22 protein-coding genes are annotated in these 21,111 nt (G+C 72.0%); 12 read left to right on the top strand and 10 right to left on the bottom strand.

What is annotated here, in order from left to right; genetic code table 11:
• The first annotated feature begins 5 nt into the window (after positions 1–5).
• Positions 6–296 (top strand): sulfurtransferase TusA family protein, encoded by a 291-nt coding sequence (locus DQ384_RS24365; protein ID WP_425451515.1) that lies wholly within the window; start codon positions 6–8, stop codon positions 294–296.
• Between the two features lie 164 nt (positions 297–460).
• On the opposite strand, the gene DQ384_RS24360 is transcribed toward DQ384_RS24365, so the two are convergent.
• Positions 461–1,447, bottom strand: coding sequence for a carbohydrate kinase family protein (locus DQ384_RS24360; protein WP_114031178.1), 987 nt, complete (start codon positions 1,445–1,447; stop codon positions 461–463).
• A gap of 420 nt (positions 1,448–1,867) precedes the next feature.
• A complete protein-coding gene (gene erpA / locus DQ384_RS24355) occupies positions 1,868–2,221 on the bottom strand; it encodes an iron-sulfur cluster insertion protein ErpA (protein ID WP_114031177.1) in 354 nt (117 codons plus the stop codon).
• 207 nt (positions 2,222–2,428) lie between these two features.
• On the opposite strand from erpA, the gene nadA reads away from it, so the two are divergent.
• Entirely contained in the window at positions 2,429–3,589 is a 1,161-nt protein-coding gene (gene nadA, locus DQ384_RS24350; RefSeq protein ID WP_425451514.1) for a quinolinate synthase NadA, read from the top strand.
• A gap of 9 nt (positions 3,590–3,598) precedes the next feature.
• Here nadA and DQ384_RS24345 read toward each other — a convergent pair whose 3' ends face one another.
• The 6 genes from DQ384_RS24345 to DQ384_RS24320 all read right to left on the bottom strand — a co-directional run bounded on the left by DQ384_RS24345 (position 3,599) and on the right by DQ384_RS24320 (position 8,974).
• A complete protein-coding gene (locus tag DQ384_RS24345; RefSeq protein ID WP_181871382.1) occupies positions 3,599–4,336 on the bottom strand; it encodes an SIMPL domain-containing protein in 738 nt (245 codons plus the stop codon).
• 189 nt (positions 4,337–4,525) lie between these two features.
• Positions 4,526–6,301: a phosphatidylglycerol lysyltransferase domain-containing protein gene (locus DQ384_RS24340; protein ID WP_245966737.1), complete on the bottom strand. Its 1,776-nt coding sequence runs from the start codon at positions 6,299–6,301 to the stop codon at positions 4,526–4,528.
• 87 nt (positions 6,302–6,388) lie between these two features.
• Entirely contained in the window at positions 6,389–6,949 is a 561-nt protein-coding gene (gene pspAB, locus DQ384_RS24335) for a PspA-associated protein PspAB (protein WP_114031174.1), read from the bottom strand.
• A 4-nt stretch (positions 6,950–6,953) separates the two neighbouring features.
• Positions 6,954–7,865 (bottom strand): zinc metalloprotease HtpX, encoded by a 912-nt coding sequence (gene htpX, locus DQ384_RS24330; protein WP_114031173.1) that lies wholly within the window; start codon positions 7,863–7,865, stop codon positions 6,954–6,956.
• 9 nt (positions 7,866–7,874) lie between these two features.
• Complete coding sequence (gene pspAA, locus DQ384_RS24325) at positions 7,875–8,153, bottom strand: PspA-associated protein PspAA (protein WP_114031172.1); 279 nt, start codon at positions 8,151–8,153, stop codon at positions 7,875–7,877.
• Positions 8,150–8,974: a PspA/IM30 family protein gene (locus DQ384_RS24320; RefSeq protein ID WP_220183114.1), complete on the bottom strand. Its 825-nt coding sequence runs from the start codon at positions 8,972–8,974 to the stop codon at positions 8,150–8,152. Before DQ384_RS24320 ends, pspAA begins: the two co-directional genes overlap by 4 nt.
• A gap of 260 nt (positions 8,975–9,234) precedes the next feature.
• On the opposite strand from DQ384_RS24320, the gene DQ384_RS24315 reads away from it, so the two are divergent.
• Positions 9,235–9,831, top strand: a complete 597-nt coding sequence (locus tag DQ384_RS24315; RefSeq protein ID WP_245966735.1) for a DUF3043 domain-containing protein — start codon at positions 9,235–9,237, stop codon at positions 9,829–9,831.
• A gap of 41 nt (positions 9,832–9,872) precedes the next feature.
• On the top strand, positions 9,873–10,871 hold the full coding sequence (locus DQ384_RS24310; protein WP_114031169.1) for an aldo/keto reductase family protein: 999 nt from the start codon (positions 9,873–9,875) through the stop codon (positions 10,869–10,871).
• A gap of 97 nt (positions 10,872–10,968) precedes the next feature.
• Here the strand turns inward: DQ384_RS24310 and DQ384_RS24305 are convergent, their stop codons facing one another.
• A complete protein-coding gene (locus DQ384_RS24305) occupies positions 10,969–11,175 on the bottom strand; it encodes a hypothetical protein (protein WP_114031168.1) in 207 nt (68 codons plus the stop codon).
• Positions 11,176–11,421: 246 nt separating this feature from the next.
• On the opposite strand from DQ384_RS24305, the gene DQ384_RS24300 reads away from it, so the two are divergent.
• Both DQ384_RS24300 and DQ384_RS24295 read left to right on the top strand, forming a co-directional pair.
• Positions 11,422–12,528 (top strand): bifunctional adenosylcobinamide kinase/adenosylcobinamide-phosphate guanylyltransferase, encoded by a 1,107-nt coding sequence (locus DQ384_RS24300; protein WP_245966734.1) that lies wholly within the window; start codon positions 11,422–11,424, stop codon positions 12,526–12,528.
• A 100-nt stretch (positions 12,529–12,628) separates the two neighbouring features.
• Entirely contained in the window at positions 12,629–13,396 is a 768-nt protein-coding gene (locus DQ384_RS24295; protein WP_114031167.1) for an adenosylcobinamide-GDP ribazoletransferase, read from the top strand.
• 87 nt (positions 13,397–13,483) lie between these two features.
• Here DQ384_RS24295 and DQ384_RS24290 read toward each other — a convergent pair whose 3' ends face one another.
• Positions 13,484–13,831 (bottom strand): GntR family transcriptional regulator, encoded by a 348-nt coding sequence (locus DQ384_RS24290; RefSeq protein WP_181871380.1) that lies wholly within the window; start codon positions 13,829–13,831, stop codon positions 13,484–13,486.
• A 149-nt stretch (positions 13,832–13,980) separates the two neighbouring features.
• Between DQ384_RS24290 and DQ384_RS24285 the strand changes: the two genes are divergently transcribed.
• The 6 genes from DQ384_RS24285 to lipB all read left to right on the top strand — a co-directional run bounded on the left by DQ384_RS24285 (position 13,981) and on the right by lipB (position 21,107).
• A complete protein-coding gene (locus tag DQ384_RS24285) occupies positions 13,981–15,483 on the top strand; it encodes a leucyl aminopeptidase (protein WP_245966733.1) in 1,503 nt (500 codons plus the stop codon).
• Positions 15,484–15,633: 150 nt separating this feature from the next.
• Positions 15,634–17,013: a dihydrolipoyl dehydrogenase gene (lpdA, locus tag DQ384_RS24280; RefSeq protein WP_114031165.1), complete on the top strand. Its 1,380-nt coding sequence runs from the start codon at positions 15,634–15,636 to the stop codon at positions 17,011–17,013.
• A 33-nt stretch (positions 17,014–17,046) separates the two neighbouring features.
• Positions 17,047–18,522: a 2-oxoglutarate dehydrogenase, E2 component, dihydrolipoamide succinyltransferase gene (sucB, locus tag DQ384_RS24275; RefSeq protein WP_114031164.1), complete on the top strand. Its 1,476-nt coding sequence runs from the start codon at positions 17,047–17,049 to the stop codon at positions 18,520–18,522.
• A gap of 57 nt (positions 18,523–18,579) precedes the next feature.
• A complete protein-coding gene (locus tag DQ384_RS24270) occupies positions 18,580–19,527 on the top strand; it encodes an epimerase (protein ID WP_114031163.1) in 948 nt (315 codons plus the stop codon).
• A gap of 96 nt (positions 19,528–19,623) precedes the next feature.
• Positions 19,624–20,361, top strand: coding sequence for a Type 1 glutamine amidotransferase-like domain-containing protein (locus DQ384_RS24265; RefSeq protein ID WP_114031162.1), 738 nt, complete (start codon positions 19,624–19,626; stop codon positions 20,359–20,361).
• 77 nt (positions 20,362–20,438) lie between these two features.
• Positions 20,439–21,107: a lipoyl(octanoyl) transferase LipB gene (gene lipB / locus DQ384_RS24260; RefSeq protein ID WP_114031300.1), complete on the top strand. Its 669-nt coding sequence runs from the start codon at positions 20,439–20,441 to the stop codon at positions 21,105–21,107.
• The last annotated feature ends 4 nt before the right edge of the window (positions 21,108–21,111 follow it).

The following is a 21,111-nucleotide window of genomic DNA, read 5'->3' as shown; positions in this document are numbered from 1 at the left end:
CGGTCGTGACGACCAGGCGGCGGGACGCCGGGGAGGCTCCGCGCCAGGAGCCGGCCGCGCCGCCCGAGGCGGCGCTGACGATCGACGCGCTCGGGCGCAAGTGCCCGATTCCGATCATCATGCTGGCGCAGCAGATCAACGACGTGCCGATGAACGCGACCGTCGCCGTGCTCGCCGACGACCCCGCGGCGTTCACCGACGTCCCCGCGTGGTGCCGCCTGAAGTCCCACCACCATGTGGGGAGCTACGAGCTTCCCCAGGGGGGCTGGGCCATCCACGTGCGGCGCAACTACTGAAAGCGGTGCCCATGGCCCTACCTATGGCCGCGTCTCCGGGGCGGCGTGTTCGAGGCGACCGGGCCACCTCCAAGCCGCCCCGAACTCCAGTTCCTGAGGCGCGGCCATAGGCCCGTTCGGGGCGCGCCCGGACACGCCGAGCGGAGCGAGGCCATAGGCAAAGGTCAGGCGTAGTGGCAGTTCAGGTGCGGGGCGATCTCGGCGGCGGCCTCGGTGCCGTAGGACGCCGAGAAGCGGTCCAGGAAGCCCTGCTTGCCGAGCTTGTACTCCTGGCCGCCGACCTCTTCGAGCACGTGGGTGGCGACGAGGTTGCCCACCTGGCCGCAGCGCTCCGGCGACACGCCCCAGGCGAGGGCCGACAGGAAGCCCGCGCGGAAGGCGTCGCCGACGCCGGTCGGGTCGACCTTGCCCTGCTCGGGGGCCGGGGGGACGTGGATGGACGGCTCGCCCTTGCGGTCGATGCGCGCGCCCTTCGGGCCGAGGGTGGTGACCCGTACGCCGACCCGGTCCAGCACCTCTTCGTCCGACCAGCCGGTCTTCTGCTCGACCAGGGCCTTCTCGTAGTCGTTGGTGAAGAGGTAGGCCGCGCCCTCGATCAGCGACTTGATCTCGTCGCCGCCCATGCGGGCGAGCTGCTGGGAGGGGTCGGCCCCGAAGGGGATGCCGCGCCGGCGGCACTCCTCGGTGTGCCGGAACATCGCGTCGGGGTCGTTCGGGCTGATCAGCACCAGGTCGAGGCCGTCCACGCGGTCGGCGACGGGCTTGAGCTCGATCTCGCGCGCCTCGGCCATCGCGCCGGTGTAGAAGGACGCGATCTGGTTGTGGTGCTCGTCGGTGGTGCACAGGAACCGGGCCGTGTGGCGCGTCTCGGAGACGTGCACCGAGTGGCAGTCGACGCCGTGGCGCTCCAGCCAGGAGCGGTAGTCGGCGAAGTCGTCGCCCACCGCGCCCACCAGGATCGGCTTCTGGCCCAGGCAGCCCATGCCGAACGCGATGTTGGCCGCCGCACCGCCACGCCGGATCTGCAGATCGTCGACGAGGAAGGACAGTGAGACGCGGTCGAGCTGCTCGGCGATGAGCTGTTCGCCGAAGCTGCCCGGGAACGTCATCAGATGGTCGGTCGCGATGGAGCCGGTGACGGCGATGCGCACGGGTCGCTCTCCTCGTTGTCAGCCACGGCCGTCGGCCACGGTCGGCGTCGGTCAGCCTCGTTGAGCCCGCCAAGAATATGACACGGAAACACCGGCCATAGCGATACGACCGTGCCGCCGGCGATCTTGATCGGCCCGTCCCCGGCGGCTCGCGCCGAAGTTGTGGCATTGGTCACCTGCGGGGACGTGGCGACCCCTAGAGCTCCCAGAAGTACGGAGCGACCTCGCGCCCGTCCCGGGTGGGGTGGCCTCGCCGGGCGCTCGCCGGGCCTCGGGCACGTCCGCCTCGCCGGCCCCGGGCACGCTCGGCTCGCCGTCCTCGGGGTGTGATGCGAGCAGGCATGCGGGACGCGAACCCCCGGGCATGCCTGAACCCCGCCCGGCGTCGAACCTGCGGGCGGGGTGGTGGCGGCCCGTTGCCTAGTTGAACGAGTCGCCGCAGGCGCAGGAACCCGTGGCGTTCGGGTTGTCGATCGTGAAGCCCTGCTTCTCGATCGTGTCGACGAAGTCGACCGTGGCGCCCATGAGGTACGGAGCGCTCATGCGGTCGGTGACGACACTGACGCCGCCGAAGTCGGAGACGACGTCCCCGTCCATCGAACGGTCGTCGAAGAAGAGCTGATAGCGCAGGCCGGAGCAGCCGCCCGGCTGCACCGCGACACGGAGCTGGAGGCCCTCCTCACCCTGCTGTTCCAGCAGGCTGCGCACCTTGGCCGCGGCCGCGTCGGTCAGGACCAAGCCCTGCTGCGTGGTCTCGCTGCTCTCAACCGTCATCTGTTGACTCCCCGTCTGCCCCAACGCCCCCTGGGGGGACGGTGGCCTTGTTCTGAGGTCTCACTCAGACGCTACCAACACCGGGGGACCACTACACATTCCTGTCTCGCGCTCCGAACTCCCCACCCCTCGGGAATACCGGGACGCCGCCATGTGTCATGATTAGTCGTCAACTAGACGATAAGTCCCCACATGAGGTGTACAGCCGTGACAACTCTCGACACCGGGATCCCTCTCTTCGTCCTCGGCCAGGGCACCGACCCGCACAGCGAGCGCGGCGTCGACTGTCCCGGCGAGCTGCCCCCGGCGTCCGATCCCGATCTCGTGGCGCGCGCGGTGAAGGCCAAGGCCGCCCTGGGCGACCGGCTGTTCGTGCTCGGCCACCACTACCAGCGCGACGAGGTCATCCGGTTCGCCGACGTGACCGGCGACTCCTTCAAGCTGGCCAGGGAGGCGGCCGCCCGTCCCGAGGCCGAGTACATCGTCTTCTGCGGCGTCCACTTCATGGCCGAGTCGGCGGACATCCTGACAGGCGACGACCAGCGGGTGATCCTCCCCGACATGGCCGCCGGGTGCTCCATGGCCGACATGGCGACGTTCGACCAGGTCGAGGAGGCCTGGGACGTCCTGTCCGATCTCGGGCTCGCGGACGTCACCGTCCCGATCACGTACATGAACTCCTCGGCCGACATCAAGGCGTTCTGCGGGCGCAAGGGCGGCGCCGTGTGCACGTCCTCCAACGCGCGGCGCGCGCTCACCTGGGCCTTCGAGCAGGGGGACGACAGGAAGGTGCTGTTCCTGCCCGACCAGCACCTCGGGCGCAACACGGCCGTCCTGGAGATGGGCCTCTCGCTGGACGACTGCGTCGTCTACAACCCGCACCGCCCGAACGGCGGCCTCACCGATCAGCAGCTCAGGGACGCCAAGATGATCCTCTGGCGCGGGCACTGCTCGGTGCACGGGCGGTTCACCGAGCAGTGCGTGGACGACGTGCGGACGCGCATCCCCGGCGTCAACGTGCTGGTCCACCCGGAGTGCCGGCACGAGGTGGTCACCAAGGCCGACCACGTCGGGTCGACCGAGTACATCATCAAGACGCTGGAGAAGGCCCCGGCCGGGTCGGCGTGGGCGGTCGGCACCGAGCTCAACCTGGTCAAGCGGCTCGCGGCCGAGCACCCCGACAAGACCGTGACCTTCCTGGACCGCACGGTGTGCTACTGCTCGACGATGAACCGCATCGACCTGCCGCACCTGGTCTGGGCGCTGGAGTCCCTGGTCGAGGGCCAGGTCGTCAACCAGATCACCGTGGACCCGGAGACGACGTACTGGGCCAAGCTCGCCCTCGACCGCATGCTCGCACTCCCCTGACCGGGCGGGTCACACGAGCTCGTAGATCGCCCGGACGATGATGGTCACCGTGCCCTGACCGGGGCTGATGGAGGACTTCTCGGCCATCGTGAAGCGCGGAGGGCCGCTGTCGCCCTCCTCCTCCAGCTTCATGACGCGGCCGACGCGTCTGCCGGTCAGGGCGGCGTACTGCTCGGCCTTGGCCTGCGCGTCGCGGTAGGCGGCCGCGCGGGCCTCCTTGAGCAGGGCCTGGGACCGGGAGATCTCGAAGGAGACCCCGCTCAGCCGCACCTCCTCGCCCGCGGCGGCCACGGCGTCGATGACGGCGTCGGCCTTCGACAGGTCGCGGACCAGCGCCTCCATGCCCTGCGAGGCGCGGTACCCGACCAACTTCGGGTACTTCTGGTACTCCGCGCCGAGGGACAGGTCGTTGGTCCGCACGTCCCGCGGGGCCACGCCCGCGGCGAGGAGGGCGTCGGTGAGCTTGGCGGCGCCCTCCTTCACGGCCGCGAACGCCGCGCCGGCCTTGTCCCGTCGCAACTCCACGCCGACGTTGACCCGCATCAGGTCCGGCGTGGCCTGGACGCTCCCCCGGCCCACGACGCCCACCTCGGCGGGTTCACCGGCGGCGGACGCCGCGGGGGCCGTCGAAGCGGCGGGGCCGGGAGCCGCGTGCGCCGCCTGCGCCCCCGCGAAGACGGCGCCGGCGGCCGCCAGCACGACACTCAGTCTGGTCACGCGGGTCACGAGCATCACGAGCACAGTCATGAAGCACATGGCACCACCAAGGGCGCGCCGCTCCGGCGCGCCGCCTCCGCACGCGGCGGGAACTTGACCAATCCCAGGGCCGCCGCAGCCCCAGGCCAGGCCGGGCGGATCGCGCCCCGAGACCAGACCCGGCCGGGCGCGCCCGTCCGGCCTCGACGCCCTCGTCCGGCTCCGCGCGCCCGTCCGGCCTCAGGAGCGGCGCGGGCCGAAGACGCGTGGGACGGCCAGGAAGCCCTCGGCGATCACGGAGGCCAGGCCGACCTTGGGCAGGTCACGGGTGTCCTCGAAGGCGATGAAGCGTGGCGTCCACACCGGGTGGTACTTGGCGTTCGCCCGGTAGAGCGACTCGAGCTGCCACCACCGCGACAAGAACAGCAGGGTGCAGCGCCACAGCCGCAGCACCGGCCCCGCGCCGAGCCGCGCCCCGCCCTCGAACACCGACCGGAACATGGCGAAGTTGAGCGAGATCTGCTTGACGCCCAGCGACTCCGCCTCGGCGACCAGCCCGGCGACCATGAACTCCATGAGCCCGTTGTCGGAGCCGCGGTCGCGGCGCATCAGGTCCAGCGACAGCCCGTCCTCGCCCCACGGCACGAACGACAGCATCGCGGCGAGACGTCCCTCGGCGTCCCTGGCCTCGACCAGCACGCACGCGCCGTCCGCCGGGTCGCCGAGCCGCCCGAGTGCCATCGAGAAGCCGCGTTCGGCGTGAGTGTCGCGCCAGGCGGCCGCGCGGTCGATCACCTGACGCATCTCCTCGGGCGTCAGGTCGGCGTGCCGGCGGACCCGCAGCGTGAAGCCCGCGCGCCGCACCCGGTTCACGGCCTGGCGCACCCCGCGCATCTCGCGGCCCTCCAGCCCGAACGCCGCGACCTCGATGACGGCCTCGTCGCCGAGCTCCAGCACCCGCAGCCCGGCCCGCGCGTAGGCGTGGGCGGCGGCCTCGCTGGGGCCGATCGCCGCGGGCGCCCAGCCGTAGCGCTGGGCCTCGTCCATCCACGCCCGGATCGCGTGCCCCCACGCCTCGACATCGCCGATCGGGTCTCCCCCGGCCAGGCACACCCCGGCGACCACCCGGTAGGAGACGGCCGCCTTGCCGCTGGGCGAGAAGATGACGGCGCGGTCGCGGCGGGTGGCGAAGTAGCCGAGCGAGTCGCGCGAGCCGTACGCCCGCAGCAGCGCCCTGACGCGCTCCTCGCTCTCGGCGGGCAGCTCGGCCCTGGCCCGCTGCGACCGGAACAGCACGGCGAACGCGACCAGCACCGCGGCCGCGCTGAGCAGGCCGATCACCAGGTTGACCCACGAGGGCGGGCGTCCGGCGCGGTAGAAGTCGAGGGTGACGACCCCGCCCAGGGTGTGCTCCAACGTCCAGGGAAGGTGGTCGCCCGGCTTGAGCGTGCCCGGGAAGAGCGTCACCAGCGTGTACCCGACGGCGAACGAGACGCCCAGCAGCGACGCCAGCGTGAGCAGGGCCTTCCTGAAGGACGCGCGCCGGGTGGGGGCGAAGAACTCGTCGTGCGCCGCCGCGAGCACGCCGAGGATGACGGCCGACACCACGAGGTTCACCTCGGCGGCGACGACCTGGCCGGTGAGGGAGAACTCGTCCACGAGGTCGGGCATCAGGGACGAGGACAGCACGACCGCGAGGTTGCCCAGCACCAGCAGCACGAAGATGACCACGACGACGCCGTACGCGGCGCGCTTGCGGCGGGCCAGGGCTCCGGCGAGGATGCCCAGGAACACGGCGTACCCGAGGTTCGGCTCCACGGGGAAGACCGCGGTCTCGATGAGGCCGGTGACCGGTCCGAGCGTGCTGCGCAGCGGTCCGGCGATCGCGATGGCCGCGGAGTACAGGGCGGCGACGGCCATGCACACCGACAGCACCCGCGGCACCAGCCCCCGGAACCCGTCCCCCGCACCCGCCCGTACCGCCGCACTGACACGGCCCTGCTCGGTCACTGCCACCTGTATCCCCCCGGCGATGGCTGAATCGCCGCAGGTATACCCCTTGATCCACCTATCTAAGGCCGGGAACGGGCGACTGATCTCCCTTTACAACCCTGGCGCGCCCCAGAGGGGAAACCAGCGGGAGAGGTCCGGTTCGATTTTGAGGTCGCCGGAGATTGCCGCGCGGACCTGGAGTTCCAGCGCGTTGTCCCTGCGCTCGCCGGCGAGGGGGGCGAACGGGTAGAAGGTGCCCTGTTTGTACAGGTAGACGATGGCGAGGCGCTGCCCGGAGGGGTCGGTGAAGGCGACCATCGAGCACAGCAGCGAGGGACCGAAACCCGCCGACTCCAGCGAGGAGTTGATGCCGTGGAGGTCGGTCACCAGGGCGGCGAGGTCGTCGGGCGGCCTGCGCGCGAGCAGCCAGGTGTACCCGTAGGAGTCCTGGGACTGCTCGACCTCGGACTCGCCGAGCAGGGCCTTGATGTCCTGCTGGAGGGTGGCGAAGGCCCCGCCCTCGGCCGCGCGGAAGCAGACCGAGCCGAGGCCCGTGGGGGTGGCCCCCGTGGCGGCCTGGAGGGTCACGGCCGCGGAGGGCAGCGCGAACAGCGCGTCAAGATCGGGTTTCACGGGCTTGCTGCGCCCGAGCAGCGCGTCCAGCCAGCCCATCGGATCAGGCTCCTCTGCCGAGCTGGGCGGCGATGGCGCTGAGCTGCTCCAGCCGGCGCTCCAGCGGCGGGTGGGTGGCGAACAGCGTGGCGATGCCCGCCCGGGCGCCCTTGGCCGACAGGGCGGGGGCGAAGAAGAAGGCGTTGAACGGCTGCGCCTCGCGCAGGTCGCGGGTCGGGATGCGCGACATCTCGCCGGTGACCTTGACCAGGGCGCTGGCGAGCGCGGAGGGACGCTGGGTGAGCAGCGCGCCGGCCCGGTCGGCCGACAGCTCGCGGTAGCGCGACAGCGCGCGGGTGAGCAGGAAGCTGATCGCGTACACCACCAGCGAGACCAGCATGATGATGAGCCCGATGGGCGGGCCGTTGTTGTTGCCCCGGTCGCGGCCGAGCCCGGTGTACAGGGCGAACCGCGTCATCAGGCCGGCGACGATGCCGAGGAAGGACGCGATGGTCATGACCGCGACGTCGCGGTGGGCGACGTGGGACATCTCGTGCGCGATGACGCCTTCGAGCTCGATCGGGTCGAGCCGCCGCAGCAGGCCGGTTGTGACGCAGACGACCGAGTGTTTCTGGTCGCGGCCGGTGGCGAAGGCGTTCGGCACGTCGCTGTCGGCGATGGCCACCCTCGGCTTCGGGGTGTTGGAGATCGCGCTGAGCCGGTCGATCAGCCCGTGCAGCTCCGGTGCCTCCTGCGGGGAGACCTCCCTGCCGTGCATCGCGAACAGCGCGATCTTGTCGGACAGGAAGTACTGCACCAGCAGGAGGCCACCGGCGAGGACGAGCACGACGATCGCCTGGACCCCCATGGCGATCAGGACACCCACGAAGGCGACGTAGAGCAGGCCGAGCAGGAACATGGTGACGACCATGCGCACGGTCAGTCCCCGGTCGGGGGCGTACCGGGTTTGAGTCATATGTCCAAGCTATCCCGGGATTAGCCCAGAATCCCCAAGCATGCCCCTCACTTCGTCGATCGAAGCGTCGGACGGCGGCAAAATCAACTCTGACGGCTCAAGGGCGTCGTCCGGCAGCGGCTTGCCGAGCTGGCGCACCTTGTCGAGCAGCGCGTGCAGCTTGGACCGGAACTGCGACTCGTCGTCGGTCTCGATCGCCGCCTCGAGCTCGCTGTCCAGGGCGTTGAGCACGTCGATGTCGCCCTCGGCGATCTGGACCTGCCCCTCCCCCATGATGCGGACGATCACAGGCCCTCCCCCGGCTGACGGTACTGCTGGGTGGGCTGGGCCTGCTGGTGGGGAGCCTGCTGCGGCGGAGCCTGCTGCTGCCCCTGCTGACCGGCCTCGATCGCGTCACGCGGCGCGGGGCCCTGGCCCAGCTCGGCCTTCATGCGGGCGAGCTCCAGCTCGACGTCGCGGCCACCGCCCATGCGGTCCAGCTCGGCCTGGATGTCGTCGCCGCGCTGACCGCTGAAGTCGTCCAGCGCGCCGCTGGCGAGCAGCTCGTCGATCGCGCCGGCGCGTGCCTGCATCTGGGCGGTCTTGTCCTCGGCGCGCTGGATCGCCAGACCCACGTCGCCCATCTCCTCGGAGATGCCGGAGAACGCCTCGTTGATGCGCGTCTGCGCCTCGGCCGCCGTGTAGGTGGCCTTGATGGTCTCCTTGCGGTGGCGGAAGGAGTCGACCTTGGTCTGCAGGCGCTGGCTCGCGAGGGTGAGCTTCTCTTCCTCGCCCTGGAGGTTGTTGTGCTGCACCTGCAGGTCGGCGATCTGCGTCTGCAGCGCGGACCGGCGGCTCAACGCCTCGCGCGCGAGGTCCTCCCGGCCGACGCTGAGGGCCTTGCGCCCCTGGTCCTCCAGCTTGCTCGCCTGCTGCTGGATCTGGTTGATCTGCAGCTCCACCCGCTTGCGCGAGGTGGCGACGTCGGCGACACCCCGGCGCACCTTCTGCAAAAGCTCAAGCTGCCGCTGATAGGAGTAGTCGAGGGTCTCGCGCGGATCCTCCATCTTGTCCAAGGCTTTGTTGGCCTTGGACTTGAAGATCATCGAAAGTCTCTTCATCACGCTCATGCGCGTTGGCCGTCCCCTTCTAGGTTGTGCTGTGCCCTATGCTGCCGCTCGCTGCGATGCTCGCCGGCCGTATGCTCGCTGCGCTGGCATCCGTGCTCCTTCGCGCCGACTCGCAACTCCATTGGCTGCCTACTCACCGTCAGCCCCCGATTATCGCGGCAAAGTCGCCTAGGTCCACCCTACGCATAACGCACGGGGGCGTCATTAAGTTGCACCGCCGGTAGGCTGACGTCGTGTTCCGACGTCGTACTGAGGCTCCCGTGGATGACTCCCCCGCCGCGTCTTCCGACGCGGCCGCGAAGACCACGGGCAAGGGCCGCCCCACTCCCAAGCGCCGCGAGGCCGAAGGTCGGCGCCGCTCGCCGGTGACCGCCCCCACCAACCGCAAAGAGGCCTACAAGCAGGCCCGCGAGCGGCAGGCCGCCGAGCGCGCCCGTGCCCGCGAGGGCATGCTGCGCGGCGACGACCGCTACCTGCAGGCCCGCGACCGCGGCCCCGCGCGCAAGTTCGCCCGCGACTGGGTCGACTCGCGGCGCACGATCAGCCAGTACTTCCTGCCCGTCTCGCTGATCCTGCTCGTCGTGCTGTGGACGATCCCGATGTTCGGCGGGCAGACCGGCATGCTCCTCTACTCCTACGCCATCACCATCCTGTGGCCGGCGATGATCGTCGTCGTGGCGCTGAGCGGGTTCTGGGTGGCGCGGCGCGTCAAGCGCGAGGTCGCCGAGAAGTACCCGGAGGAGAACCTCAAGGGCGTCGGCTTCTACGCGGCGATGCGCGCCATGCAGATCCGCAAGCTGCGCTTCCCGCCGCCCAAGCTGCTGCCCGGGGGCAAGCCCGTGCCGCCCAAGAAGTGACCCGGCGGGGTCGGTTCGAACCATGTGGTTAAGGTCGGAACATGCAATTTCGCCATCTCGGCCGCAGCGGCCTGAAGGTCAGTGAGATCAGCTACGGCAACTGGATCACCCACGGTTCCCAGGTCGAGGAGGACGCCGCCAAGGCGTGCGTCCACGCGGCCCTGGACGAGGGCGTGACCACGTTCGACACCGCCGACGTCTACGCGGGCACCCGGGCCGAGGAGGTCCTCGGCCGCGCGCTCGCGGGCGTGCGCCGCGAGTCGCTGGAGATCTTCACCAAGGTCTACTGGCCGACCGGCCCGGGGCAGAACGACCGCGGCCTGTCCCGCAAGCACATCACCGAGAGCATCAACGGCTCGCTGCGGCGGCTCGGCACCGACTACGTGGACCTCTACCAGGCGCACCGGTACGACCACGAGACCCCGCTCGAAGAGACCCTGAAGACGTTCGACGATCTGGTGCGCCAGGGCAAGGTGCTCTACGTCGGCGTCAGCGAGTGGACCGCCGCGCAGATCGCGGACGCGCTGCGCATCGCCGACGAGATGGGCTTCGACCGGCTGGTCTCCAACCAGCCGCAGTACTCGATGCTGTGGCGCGTGATCGAGGCCGAGGTCGTGCCGCTGTGCCAGAAGGAGGGGATCGGCCAGATCGTGTGGTCGCCCATCGCGCAGGGCGTGCTGACCGGCAAGTACCTGCCCGGGCAGGCCCCGCCCGAGGGGTCGCGCGCCACCGACCCGACCGGCGCGAACTTCATCGGCCGCATGATGGACGACGACCTGCTGACCCGCGTGCAGGAGCTGAAGCCGATCGCCGCCGACCTGGGCCTGTCCATGGCTCAGCTCGCGGTGGCGTGGGTGCTGCAGAACCCGAACGTCTCCTCCGCCATCGTCGGGGCGACGCGGCCGGAGCAGGTGCGCGACAACGTCAAGGCGGCGGGCGTGCGGCTCGGCGAGGACGTGCTCGCGCGCGTCGACGACGTGCTCGGCCCCGTCGTGGAGCGGGATCCGGCCAGGACGCAAAGCCCGGCCGCCCGTCCGTAACGTATTTTCGGGCCCCTTGTCCTCTCGGTCGGGCCGATTGTTTCAGGTCACACCAGTACCGGGAATGGACAAGGGGCACAATGCCTGACTACCGATATCACTCCGCGCGCAGGGACATCCCGCCGTACTCCACCTTGTCGTCCTCCAGCAGCGTGACCTGCTCGACTCCCGCCTCCAGGAGCATCCGCCAATTCTCCCCGAGCCATGACTCGGCGTCGGCCTGGCTTGGAAAGATCTCGCGCGGAAGCGGGCCGTCCGTAACCTCACCACCATTTGCGTTTTCATATCGCCAGCGCCAAGTCATGCCATACGCTCCTTTTCGCGGGTTCGCCCAATGCCCTCACGACGGCTGTGCAGACCCTATCTCCTGGAGTGTGCCGCAGATCTTGCCGACGGGCGCCGGGACAGGCCAGGAGGTCCACGGGAACCGACCGGACCCGAGCCCCTTCGAGGATGGAGGCCATCCCATGCCGCCCACGCTCCGTCTCCAGGCGCACCAGGCCGGACCCGGACTCGCGACGGCGGCGGGCCCCTCGTCCCCGGCCGGGGCGTGGTGAAGGTCCTCCTGTCCGGCACGGCGGGCCCGTACGGCTGGCCCGAGCCCACCTGCGGCTGCGCCTCCTGCGGCCGTCTTCCCGCCGGTCACCGCCTGCCCACGGCCGTGGTGCTGGACGACGTGCTCCGGCTCGCGCCCCCCGCCGGGCTCCCGGTCACTCCCCCGGCCACCCTTCCGAAGGGCTACCGCATGACCGTCACGCCGGACGGCTACGCGGTCAGCGGCCCCGACCGCGGCCGGGTCCTGCACGCCGTGCCGCCCGGCGAACGGGGCGGAACCCCCTCCCCGTGCTGGGCCGAGGACGACTACGACCTGGTGCTCATCGACCTGCTCGACAGGCCGCAGCGGCTCGGCGACCTGCGCCGCCGGGGCCTGGTCACCGCCAGGACGCGGGTCGTCGCGGTCAACCTGGACCACCGCGTGCCCTCCGAGGCCGAGCTCGGCAGGCGGCTGGCGTTCTGGGGCGCCGAGGTGGTGGACGACGGCACTATCCTCGACACGCGGCAGCCCGTCCCGGCGCGCCCGCCGGCGCCGAAGCGGGTGCTGCTGCTCGGCGGCGCCCGCTCGGGCAAGTCGGCGGAGGCCGAGCTGCGCCTGATCACCGAGCCGGACGTCACCTACGTGGCCACCGGGCCCACGGGGAGGCTCGACGCCGACTGGCTGGCCCGGGTACGCGCCCACCAGCGGCGCCGGCCTCCGTACTGGACGACGATCGAGACCACCGAGCTGGAGGCGCTGCTCAGGTCGGAGGCGGGGCCGCTGCTCATCGACGGCATCGGCACCTGGCTGGCCTCGGTGTTCGACGCGTGCGGCGCCTGGGACGACCCGGCGCACGACCGTCCGCGGGGGCGCAACCCCGGCCGTTTCGGCACGGCCCTGGACGCGGTGGCGGCCCGGTGCGACGACCTGGTGGCGGCGTGGCGGCAGACCCGGGCCCAGGTCGTGGCGGTGAGCGACGAGGTGGGGCTGAGCGTGGTGCCGGCGACGGCCAGCGGGCGCGTGTTCCGCGACGCGCTCGGCCGGCTCAACCAGGGCCTGGCCGCCGAGTCGGAGGAGGCCACCCTGGTCGTCGCCGGCCGCGTCGTCCCCCTGCCGATCTGACGCCCCTCCTGGCGGGGCGCCGCGGCCCGATACCCTTCACCGGGCCCCCGGCGCCGAGCCGCCTTCCCCGCTCGCTTCCGCCCGTGGAGGATTCGTCAGTATGGCCGCACCCACCGTTCCCGAGCCGGTCGTCGCGGGCCTGCGCCTGGCCGTCGGCACGCTGAGCATCTGGCCCATCGGGCTGCCGCGCGCCGACCGCGAGACCGCCGGGTGGGCCATGACGCTCGCACCGCTGGTCGGGCTGCTGCTCGGCCTGGTGGCGGCGGCAGTGATGGCGGGCGCGCAGTTCCTGGTGTCCCCGCTGCTCGCGGCCGTCGCGGGCCTGGCCGTGCTGGCGCTGCTGACGCGCGGGCTGCATCTGGACGGGCTCGCGGACCTCGCCGACGGCCTCGGCAGTGGCAGGCCCGCCGCGCAGGCGCTGGACATCATGAAAAAGTCGGACATCGGGCCGTTCGGCGTGTTCACGCTGATCTTCACCCTGCTGGCGCAGGTCGCCGCGGCGGCGGAGGCGGGCCCGGCGGCGCTGGTGCTCGCCTGCGCGACCGGCCGGGCGGCGGTGACGTGGGCCTGCGTGGCGGGCGTGCCCTCCGCGCGCCCGGACGGGCTCGGCGCGATGGTCGCCGGCACGGTGCGGCAGAGCTCGGCGATCTTCGTGACGGCCGCCGTCGGCGTCGTGGCCCTGGTGTGCGGCCTGGTCGCGGGCCACCCGGTCGTCTTCCCGATCGCGTCCGCGGCCGGGCTGGGCGCGGCCTGGGCGGTCCGCACGCACGCGACGCGCCGCCTCGGCGGCGTCACCGGCGACGTCCTCGGCGCCCTGGTCGAGATCGCCGCCACGGCCACGCTCCTGGTCTGCGCCGCCGCGCCCTGAGACCCGGCCGCCGCGGCGCATCTCGAGACGGACCACCGCACGCCGAGCTCGCCGGGGAGGCAGCCGGGACGCACCGCGACCGGTGGTTCATGACGACTCCTTGATCATTTCGATGACGTCCTCCGGGCGCAGGCCGTAGCGCTCCGCCTCGTCCAGCAGCTCCCGCGCCTTGCGCAGGACGACCTCGCGCCCGTCGGGGGGGCGCAGCACCGAGACCCCGCGGCCTCGGCGGAACTCCAGCACCCCCTCGTCCCGCAGGTCGCGAAGGGCGCGCAGCACCGTGTTGGCGTTGACCCCGAGGGCCGTGGCGAGCTCCCGCGCGGACGGCAGGCGCTGTCCCGGGAGCACGACGCCGGAGGCGACCGCCCGCCGGACGGCTTCGGCCACCTGGACGTGGAGGGGCCGGGGGTCGTTCAGATCCAGGGTGAGCAGCATAGTGCTAGCGACATTAGCACCATTCGCCCCTGACGTGCGATGGATGGTGCCACACGCATTAGCACCATCGACGTTCGCGCAGGTAAACCGATTCGTAGGACGAACCCTCGTTTATGCGTATGGGGCATCCAGGGCTAGCATCGGCCTTCGTGACGACAGTGCGACTTAACGCCCTTGACTCGGGGTCGGTGGAGACCGACGCCCTCGTAGTCGGCATCAACGCCTCACCCGAAGGCCCCCGCCCCGCACCGGGCGCGCACGACGTGGACGCCGCGCTCTCCGGCGGCCTCGCCGCGACGCTCGGCGCCCTCGGCTTCTCCGGCAAGCCCGGCGAGATCGCCAAGATCCCGACGTTCGGCGCGCTGCCCGCGGCCGTGGTCGTCGCCGCCGGTCTGGGAGACGCCCCGGAGTCCGGCGGCGACCACGACCTGGAGGTGCTGCGTCGCGCGGCCGGCGCCGCCGTCCGCTCGCTGGCCGGCACGCCCCGCGCCGCACTCGCGCTGCCCGCCACGACGCCCGAGCAGGCCGAGGCCGTGGCCCTCGGCGGCCTGCTGGGCGCCTACGACTTCGCCCGGTACCGCACGGCGGAGGAGCAGAAGCCGCCCGTCGGCGAGATCACCGTCCTGACCGGCGCGCCCGGCGGCGAGGAGGCCGTCGCCAGGGCGGCCACGCTGGCCGAGTCCGTCGCGCTGGTCCGCGACCTGGTCAACACCCCGCCGTCCGATCTGCCGCCCGCCCGCTTCGCCGAGATCGCCGAGGAGACCGGCGCCAAGGCCGGGCTCACGGTCGAGGTGCTCGACGAGACCGCGCTCAGGGAAGGCGGCTACGGCGGCATCGTCGGGGTCGGCCAGGGCTCGGTGAACCCCCCGCGCCTGGTGCGCCTGGGCTACACCCACCCCGAGGCGACCACCACGCTGGCGTTCGTCGGCAAGGGCATCACCTTCGACTCCGGCGGCCTGTCGCTCAAGCCGTCCGCCTCCATGGCGTGGATGAAGTCCGACATGGGCGGCGCGGGCGCGGTCTTCGGAGCGCTGCTCGCCATCGCCAAGCTCGGCCTGCGCGTCAACACCGTCGGCTACCTGTGCCTGGCCGAGAACATGCCGAGCGGGAGCGCCCAGCGCCCCTCGGACGTGCTCACCACCTACTCCGGCAAGACCGTCGAGGTCCTCGACACCGACGCCGAGGGCCGCCTGGTCCTCGTGGACGGCATCGCCCGCGCCGGCGAGGACGACCCGGACATCATCGTGGACGTCGCCACCCTGACCGGCGGGCAGATCGTCGCGCTCGGCTGGCGCACCTCCGGCGTCATGGCCTCCGACGACGAGCTGCGCGAGGAGCTCGTCGAGCTCGCCGTCGGCCAGGGCGAGGCCGCCTGGGGCATGCCCCTCCCCGAGGACCTGCGCAAGGGCCTCGACTCGCCGATCGCCGACATCGCCAACCTCAACCCGGAGCGTTCGGGCAGCATGCTCGCCGCCGGCATCTTTCTGCGCGAGTTCGTCCCCGAGGGCGTGCGCTGGGCGCACGTCGACATCGCCGGGCCCGCCTTCAACAAGGAGGCCCCCTACGGGTACACCCCCAAGGGCGGTACGGGGATACTGACCCGCACCCTCGTCGCGCTGGCCGAGCACCACCAGGCGGCGCGCGAGGCATGATGAACGCGGGGCGCCACCGATCGACGGGGACCGGCGGCGTCACACACACGCGGGACAAGTGAAAAGATGCTGTTGGGCAGGCCGGGGCGGCGCCGTCGATGCGGCATGGCCCGGCCGTGAGGGCCCACCGATCCGACAAGGAGCTTTCCAGTGGCTGATGGCAGCGGCCCCTTCGACATCGTTGTCCTGGGCGGCGGTAGCGGCGGCTACGCCTGTGCCCTGCGGGCGGCCGAGCTCGGCAAGTCCGTCGCGCTGATCGAGAAGGACAAGATCGGCGGCACGTGCCTGCACCGGGGGTGCATCCCGACCAAGGCGCTGCTGCACGCCGCCGAGGTCGCCGACGAGACGCGCGAGGCCACGACCGTGGGCGTCAAGGCGAGGTTCGAGGGCATCGACATGCCCGGCGTCCACGCCTTCAAGGACAAGATCGTCAATCGCGCATGGAAGGGCGTCCAGGGGCTGCTCAAGAGCCGGGGCGTCACGATCATCGAGGGCGAGGGCCGCCTGGCCGGCCCCGGCCGGGTCATCGTGGGCGACCAGGCCGTCGAGGGCCGCGCCGTCGTCCTCGCCACCGGCTCGGTGCCGAAGTCGCTCCCCGGCCTCGACATCGACGGCGAGCGGGTCATCACCAGCGACCACGCGCTCAAGCTGGACCGCGTCCCCTCGTCGGTGGTCGTCCTCGGCGGCGGCGTGATCGGCGTCGAGTTCGCCTCCGTCTGGCGCTCCTTCGGCGCCGAGGTCACGATCGTCGAGGCCCTGCCCCACCTGCTCCCGCTGGAGGAGGAGTCCAGCTCCAAGCTCCTGGAGCGCGCCTTCCGCCGCCGGGGCATCAAGTACGAGCTCGGGGTCCGCTTCGAGAGCGTCAAGACCACCGGCACCGGCGTGGTCGTCACCCTGGAGGGCGGCAAGACCCTGGACGCCGAGTTGCTGCTCGTCGCCGTCGGGCGCGGCGCCGTCGCCACGGGCCTGGGGTACGAGGAGTCCGGGGTGACCATCGAGCGCGGCACCGTCGTCGTCGACGAGTTCTGCCGCACCAGCGTGCCCGGCGTCTACGCGGTCGGCGACCTGATCCCGACGCTCCAGCTCGCGCACGCGGGCTTCGCCGAGGGCATCCTCGTCGCCGAGCACATCGCCGGCCTGTCCCCGATGCCCATCGACTACGCGGGCGTGCCCCGCATCACCTACTCCGACCCCGAGGTGGCCTCCGTCGGCATCACGTCGGCCGTCGCCAAGGAGCGAGGCCACGAGATCACCGAGCTGGTCTACGACCTCGGCGGCAACCCCAAGAGCCAGATCATCGGCACGCAGGGCGCCGTCAAGATCATTTCCCAGAAGGACGGCCCCGTGCTCGGCGTCCACATGGTGGGCAAGCGCATGGGTGAGCTCGTCACCGAGGGGCAGCTCATCTACAACTGGGAGGCGCTGCCCTCCGAGGTGGCGCAGCTCATCCACGCGCACCCGACCCAGTCCGAGGCTGTCGGCGAGGCGATGCTCGCCCTGGCCGGCAAGCCCCTTCACGTACACAACTAAGCCCTCACAGGAAACGCGAGAGAAGACGACACCATGCCGGTTTCCGTAACCATGCCCCAGCTCGGCGAGAGCGTGACCGAGGGCACCGTCACCCGCTGGTTGAAGAAGGAGGGGGACCACGTCGAGACCGACGAGCCGTTGCTCGAGGTCTCCACCGACAAGGTCGACACCGAGATCCCCTCCCCGTCCGCGGGCGTCCTGACCAAGATCGTCGTCGCCGAGGACGAGACCGTCGAGGTCGGCGCCGAGCTGGCCGTCATCGACCAGAACGGCGCGGCGGGCGGTGCCGCGGCTCCCGCGCAGGCCGAGCCGCAGGCGGAGCCCGAGCCCGCTCCCGAGCCCGAGCAGGCCAAGGCGGCCCCGGCGCCGCAGCCCGAGCCCGCTCCGGCTCCCGCTCCTGTGTCCTCGATCCCGCAGCCGCCGCAGCCCGCGCCGCAGCCGCCGAGGCCGCAGGTCCAGCAGCAGGCCCCCGCGACCGCCGCCCTGTCGCCGATCGCGCCCTCCGCGCCGGCGACCTCCGGCGAGAGCCCGTACGTCACGCCGCTGGTGCGCAAGCTGGCCGGCGAGCACGGCGTCGACCTGGACTCGCTGAGCGGCACCGGCGTCGGCGGCCGCATCCGCAAGCAGGACGTCCTGGAGGCCGCGCGTCTCCAGCGCGAGCAGGCCGCCCAGGCGCAGGCCCAGGCGGCGCAGCAGGCCCAGGCCCAGGCTCAGGCCGCCCCGGCGCCGGCTCCGGCGCCGCAGGCCGCCGCCCCGGCCCCCGAGCCGGTCCAGGCCGACACCACGCTGCGCGGGCGCACCGAGAAGATGTCGCGCATGCGGCAGACCATCGCCAAGCGCACGATGGAGTCGTTGCAGACCTCCGCGCAGCTCACCTCGGTCGTCGAGGTCGACGTCACCAAGATCGCCCGGCTGCGCGAGCGCGCCAAGGCCGACTTCCAGCGGCGGGAGGGCGTCAAGCTCAGCTTCACGCCGTTCTTCGCCCTGGCCACGGTCGAGGCGCTCAAGCAGCACCCCAAGCTGAACGCGGTGATCAATAGCGAGACCAACGAGGTCACCTACTTCGACCACGAGCACCTGGCCTTCGCGGTCGACGCCGAGCGCGGGCTCGCCTCCGCGGTCATCAAGGACGCCGGCGACCTCAACCTGGCCGGCCTGGCCCGCAAGATCGCGGACCTGGCCGAGCGCACCCGCACCAACAAGGTGAGCCCGGACGAGCTGTCGGGCGGCACGTTCACGCTGACCAACACCGGCAGCCGCGGCGCGCTGTTCGACACGCCGATCATCAACCAGCCGCAGGTCGCGATCCTCGGCACCGGCGCGGTCGTCAAGCGCCCGGTGGTCGTGGACACGCCCGAGGGCGAGGTCATCGCGGTCCGCTCGATGGTGTACCTCGCGCTGACCTACGACCACCGCCTAGTCGACGGCGCCGACGCCGCCCGCTTCCTGACGACGATCAAGCGCCGTCTGGAGGAAGGCCGCTTCGAGGCCCAGCTCGGCCTGGCCTGACGCGACCGGGGCGCGGTGGTCCGCGTCCGCCGGGCGGTCGCCGCATAGGCTGATCGCATGGCAGTCGTGATCACCGGCTCGTCCGGGCTCATAGGAAAGGCCCTCGTCCGCGCGCTGCGCGACGAGGGCCTTTCCGTCGTCAGGCTCGTCCGCCGCGCGCCCGCGGCCCCCGACGAGGCGTTCTGGAACCCCCGCGAAGGCGTGCTCGACCCCGCGCTGCTGGAGGGGGCCGAGGCCGTCGTCCACCTGGCCGGGGCCGGGGTCGCCGACAAGCGGTGGACGCCCGCCTACCGGCGCGAGCTGGTCGCCAGCCGGGTCGACGGCACGCGCACGCTGGCCACCGCGATCGCGTCCCTGGACCGGCCTCCCGCGGTGCTGCTGTCCGGCTCGGCCATGGGCGTCTACGGCGACACCGGCGACCACCCCGTGGACGAGTCCGCCGAGCCCAGGCCCCGTCCGGGGACGCGTCCCGAGCCGCCGGGCGAGCCGGGCGACGGCCCGCCGGGGCAGTGGCTGGCCGGGCTGGTCCGGTCCTGGGAGGCCGAGACCGGGCCCGCCGAGGAGGCCGGCGTCCGGGTCGTCCACCTGCGCACCGGGCACGTCCTGACGCGTGAGGGCGGGTTCCTCGGCAGGATGCTCCCCCTCTTCAAGGCGGGGCTGGGGGCGCCCCTCGGCTCCGGGCGGCAGTACATCTCGTGGATCTCCATGGCCGACTGGATCGGCGCGGTCCGGCGTCTGATGGCCGAGCCCGCGGTGTCGGGGCCGGTGAACCTGACCGCTCCCACGCCCGTCACCAACGCCGAGTTCACCAAGGCCCTCGGCCGCGCGCTGCGCCGTCCCACCATGCCGGTCGCCGTTCCCGCGTTCGCGCTGAGGGCCGCGCTCGGCGGCCTGGCGGACGAGGGGGTGCTCATCGGCCAGCGGGTGATGCCGCGCCGCCTGCTGGAGATGGGGTTCCGGTTCCGGCATCCTCGTCTCGACGAGGCGTTGGCCGCCATAATCTAGGGTGCCGTTCCGGTTGTGCGGGAGAGGAAGCCGTGGCTCGGCCCTGAGGCCATCGGCACGACGCCACCCGCGCCCCGACAAGGCACAGGAGACGACATGAGCAGGCTCGGCCAGTCCCACATTCTCGCCATCGGCGGCGGTTCGTTCCGTCCGACCCCGCGGTACGGCTTCATCGAGGCCACCGGGCTGCTCCGCTACGCGCTGGACCTGACCGGGCAGGACCGCCCGAAGGTCGGCCTCGTCGGCACCGCCGCGGGCGACGACGCGGACTGGCTGCTGAAGATGTACGGCGGGTTCCGGTCGTGGGACGCCGAGCTGAGCCATCTCACGGTGTTCCCGATGCCCAACGTGGAGAGCCCCAGGGACTGGATTCTCGAACAGGACGTCATCTACGTCTGCGGGGGCAGCGTGGCGAACCTGATGGCCCTGTGGCGGCTGCACGGCCTGGACGAGGCGTTCGAGGAGGCCTGGCGGGCGGGCGTGGTGCTGTCGGGGCAGAGCGCCGGCGCCCTGTGCTGGCACGTGGGCGGCAACACCGACTCGTTCGGGCCCGTCCTGCGGCCCTGGGCCGAGGGGCTCGGCCTGCTGCCCTACTCGTGCGGCGTCCACTACAACTCCGACCCGCAGCGCCGTGCCCTGCTGCACGAGTCGATCGCCTCGGGTGAGCTGCCGGCCGGGTACGCGGCCGACGAGGGCGTCGCGCTGCATTACGTCGGCCACGAGTTCATCCAGGCCGTCACGATCGACCCCAAGGGGTACGCGTACAAGATCGAGCGCGGCGACGACGGCGATGTGAAGGAGTTCCGGATCGAACCCCGCCTGCTGACGACGTGACCTCGCGTTAGGCTGGCCCCGTGAGCGAGCGTGCCAAGCAGCAGAGCACCACGGGCAGCGGGGCCGGCAGGCTCGCGCTGGTCCGCCTCGGGGTCGACGTGCCCTACGAGCAGGCCTGGGAGCTCCAGCGCGCGGTGCATGCCCGGCGGGTCGCGGGGGCGCTCCCCGACACGTGCCTCATGCTGGAGCACGCCCCGGTCTACACCGCGGGCAAGCGCACCAGCGCCGAGGAACGTCCCGCCGACGGCACCCCGGTCATCGACGTCGACCGCGGCGGCAAGATCACCTGGCACGGCCCGGGTCAGCTCGTCGCCTACCCGATCATCCGGCTCGCCGGGTCGCTCGACGTGATCGCCTACGTCCGCCTGCTGGAGGAGTCGCTGATCCAGGTCTGCGCCGACTTCGGCGTGGCGGCGGGGCGCGTCGAGGGCCGCAGCGGCGTGTGGGTGGCGCGCGACCCGGCACGCGGCCTTCCCGACCGCAAGCTCGGCGCGATCGGCATCCGTGTGGCCCGGGGCGTCACCATGCACGGCTACGCGCTCAACTGCGCCAACGACCCCAGTTGGTTCGACCGCATCGTCCCCTGCGGCATCCGCGACGCCGGGGTCACCTCGCTGTCGGCCGAGACGGGCCGGCGCGTGACGGTCGACGAGGTGCTGCCGTTCGCCGAGAAGCGGCTGGCCGAGGCACTCGGCGCCGAGGGCGTCGACGTCCAGGAGGAGGACCTGCTGTCGGGCCGCTTCTGACCGG

It is taken from the genome of Sphaerisporangium album, assembly GCF_003323745.1.
GTDB classification, from domain to species: Bacteria; Actinomycetota; Actinomycetes; order Streptosporangiales; family Streptosporangiaceae; genus Sphaerisporangium; species Sphaerisporangium album.
This window is presented reverse-complemented; position numbering and strand designations above follow the sequence as displayed.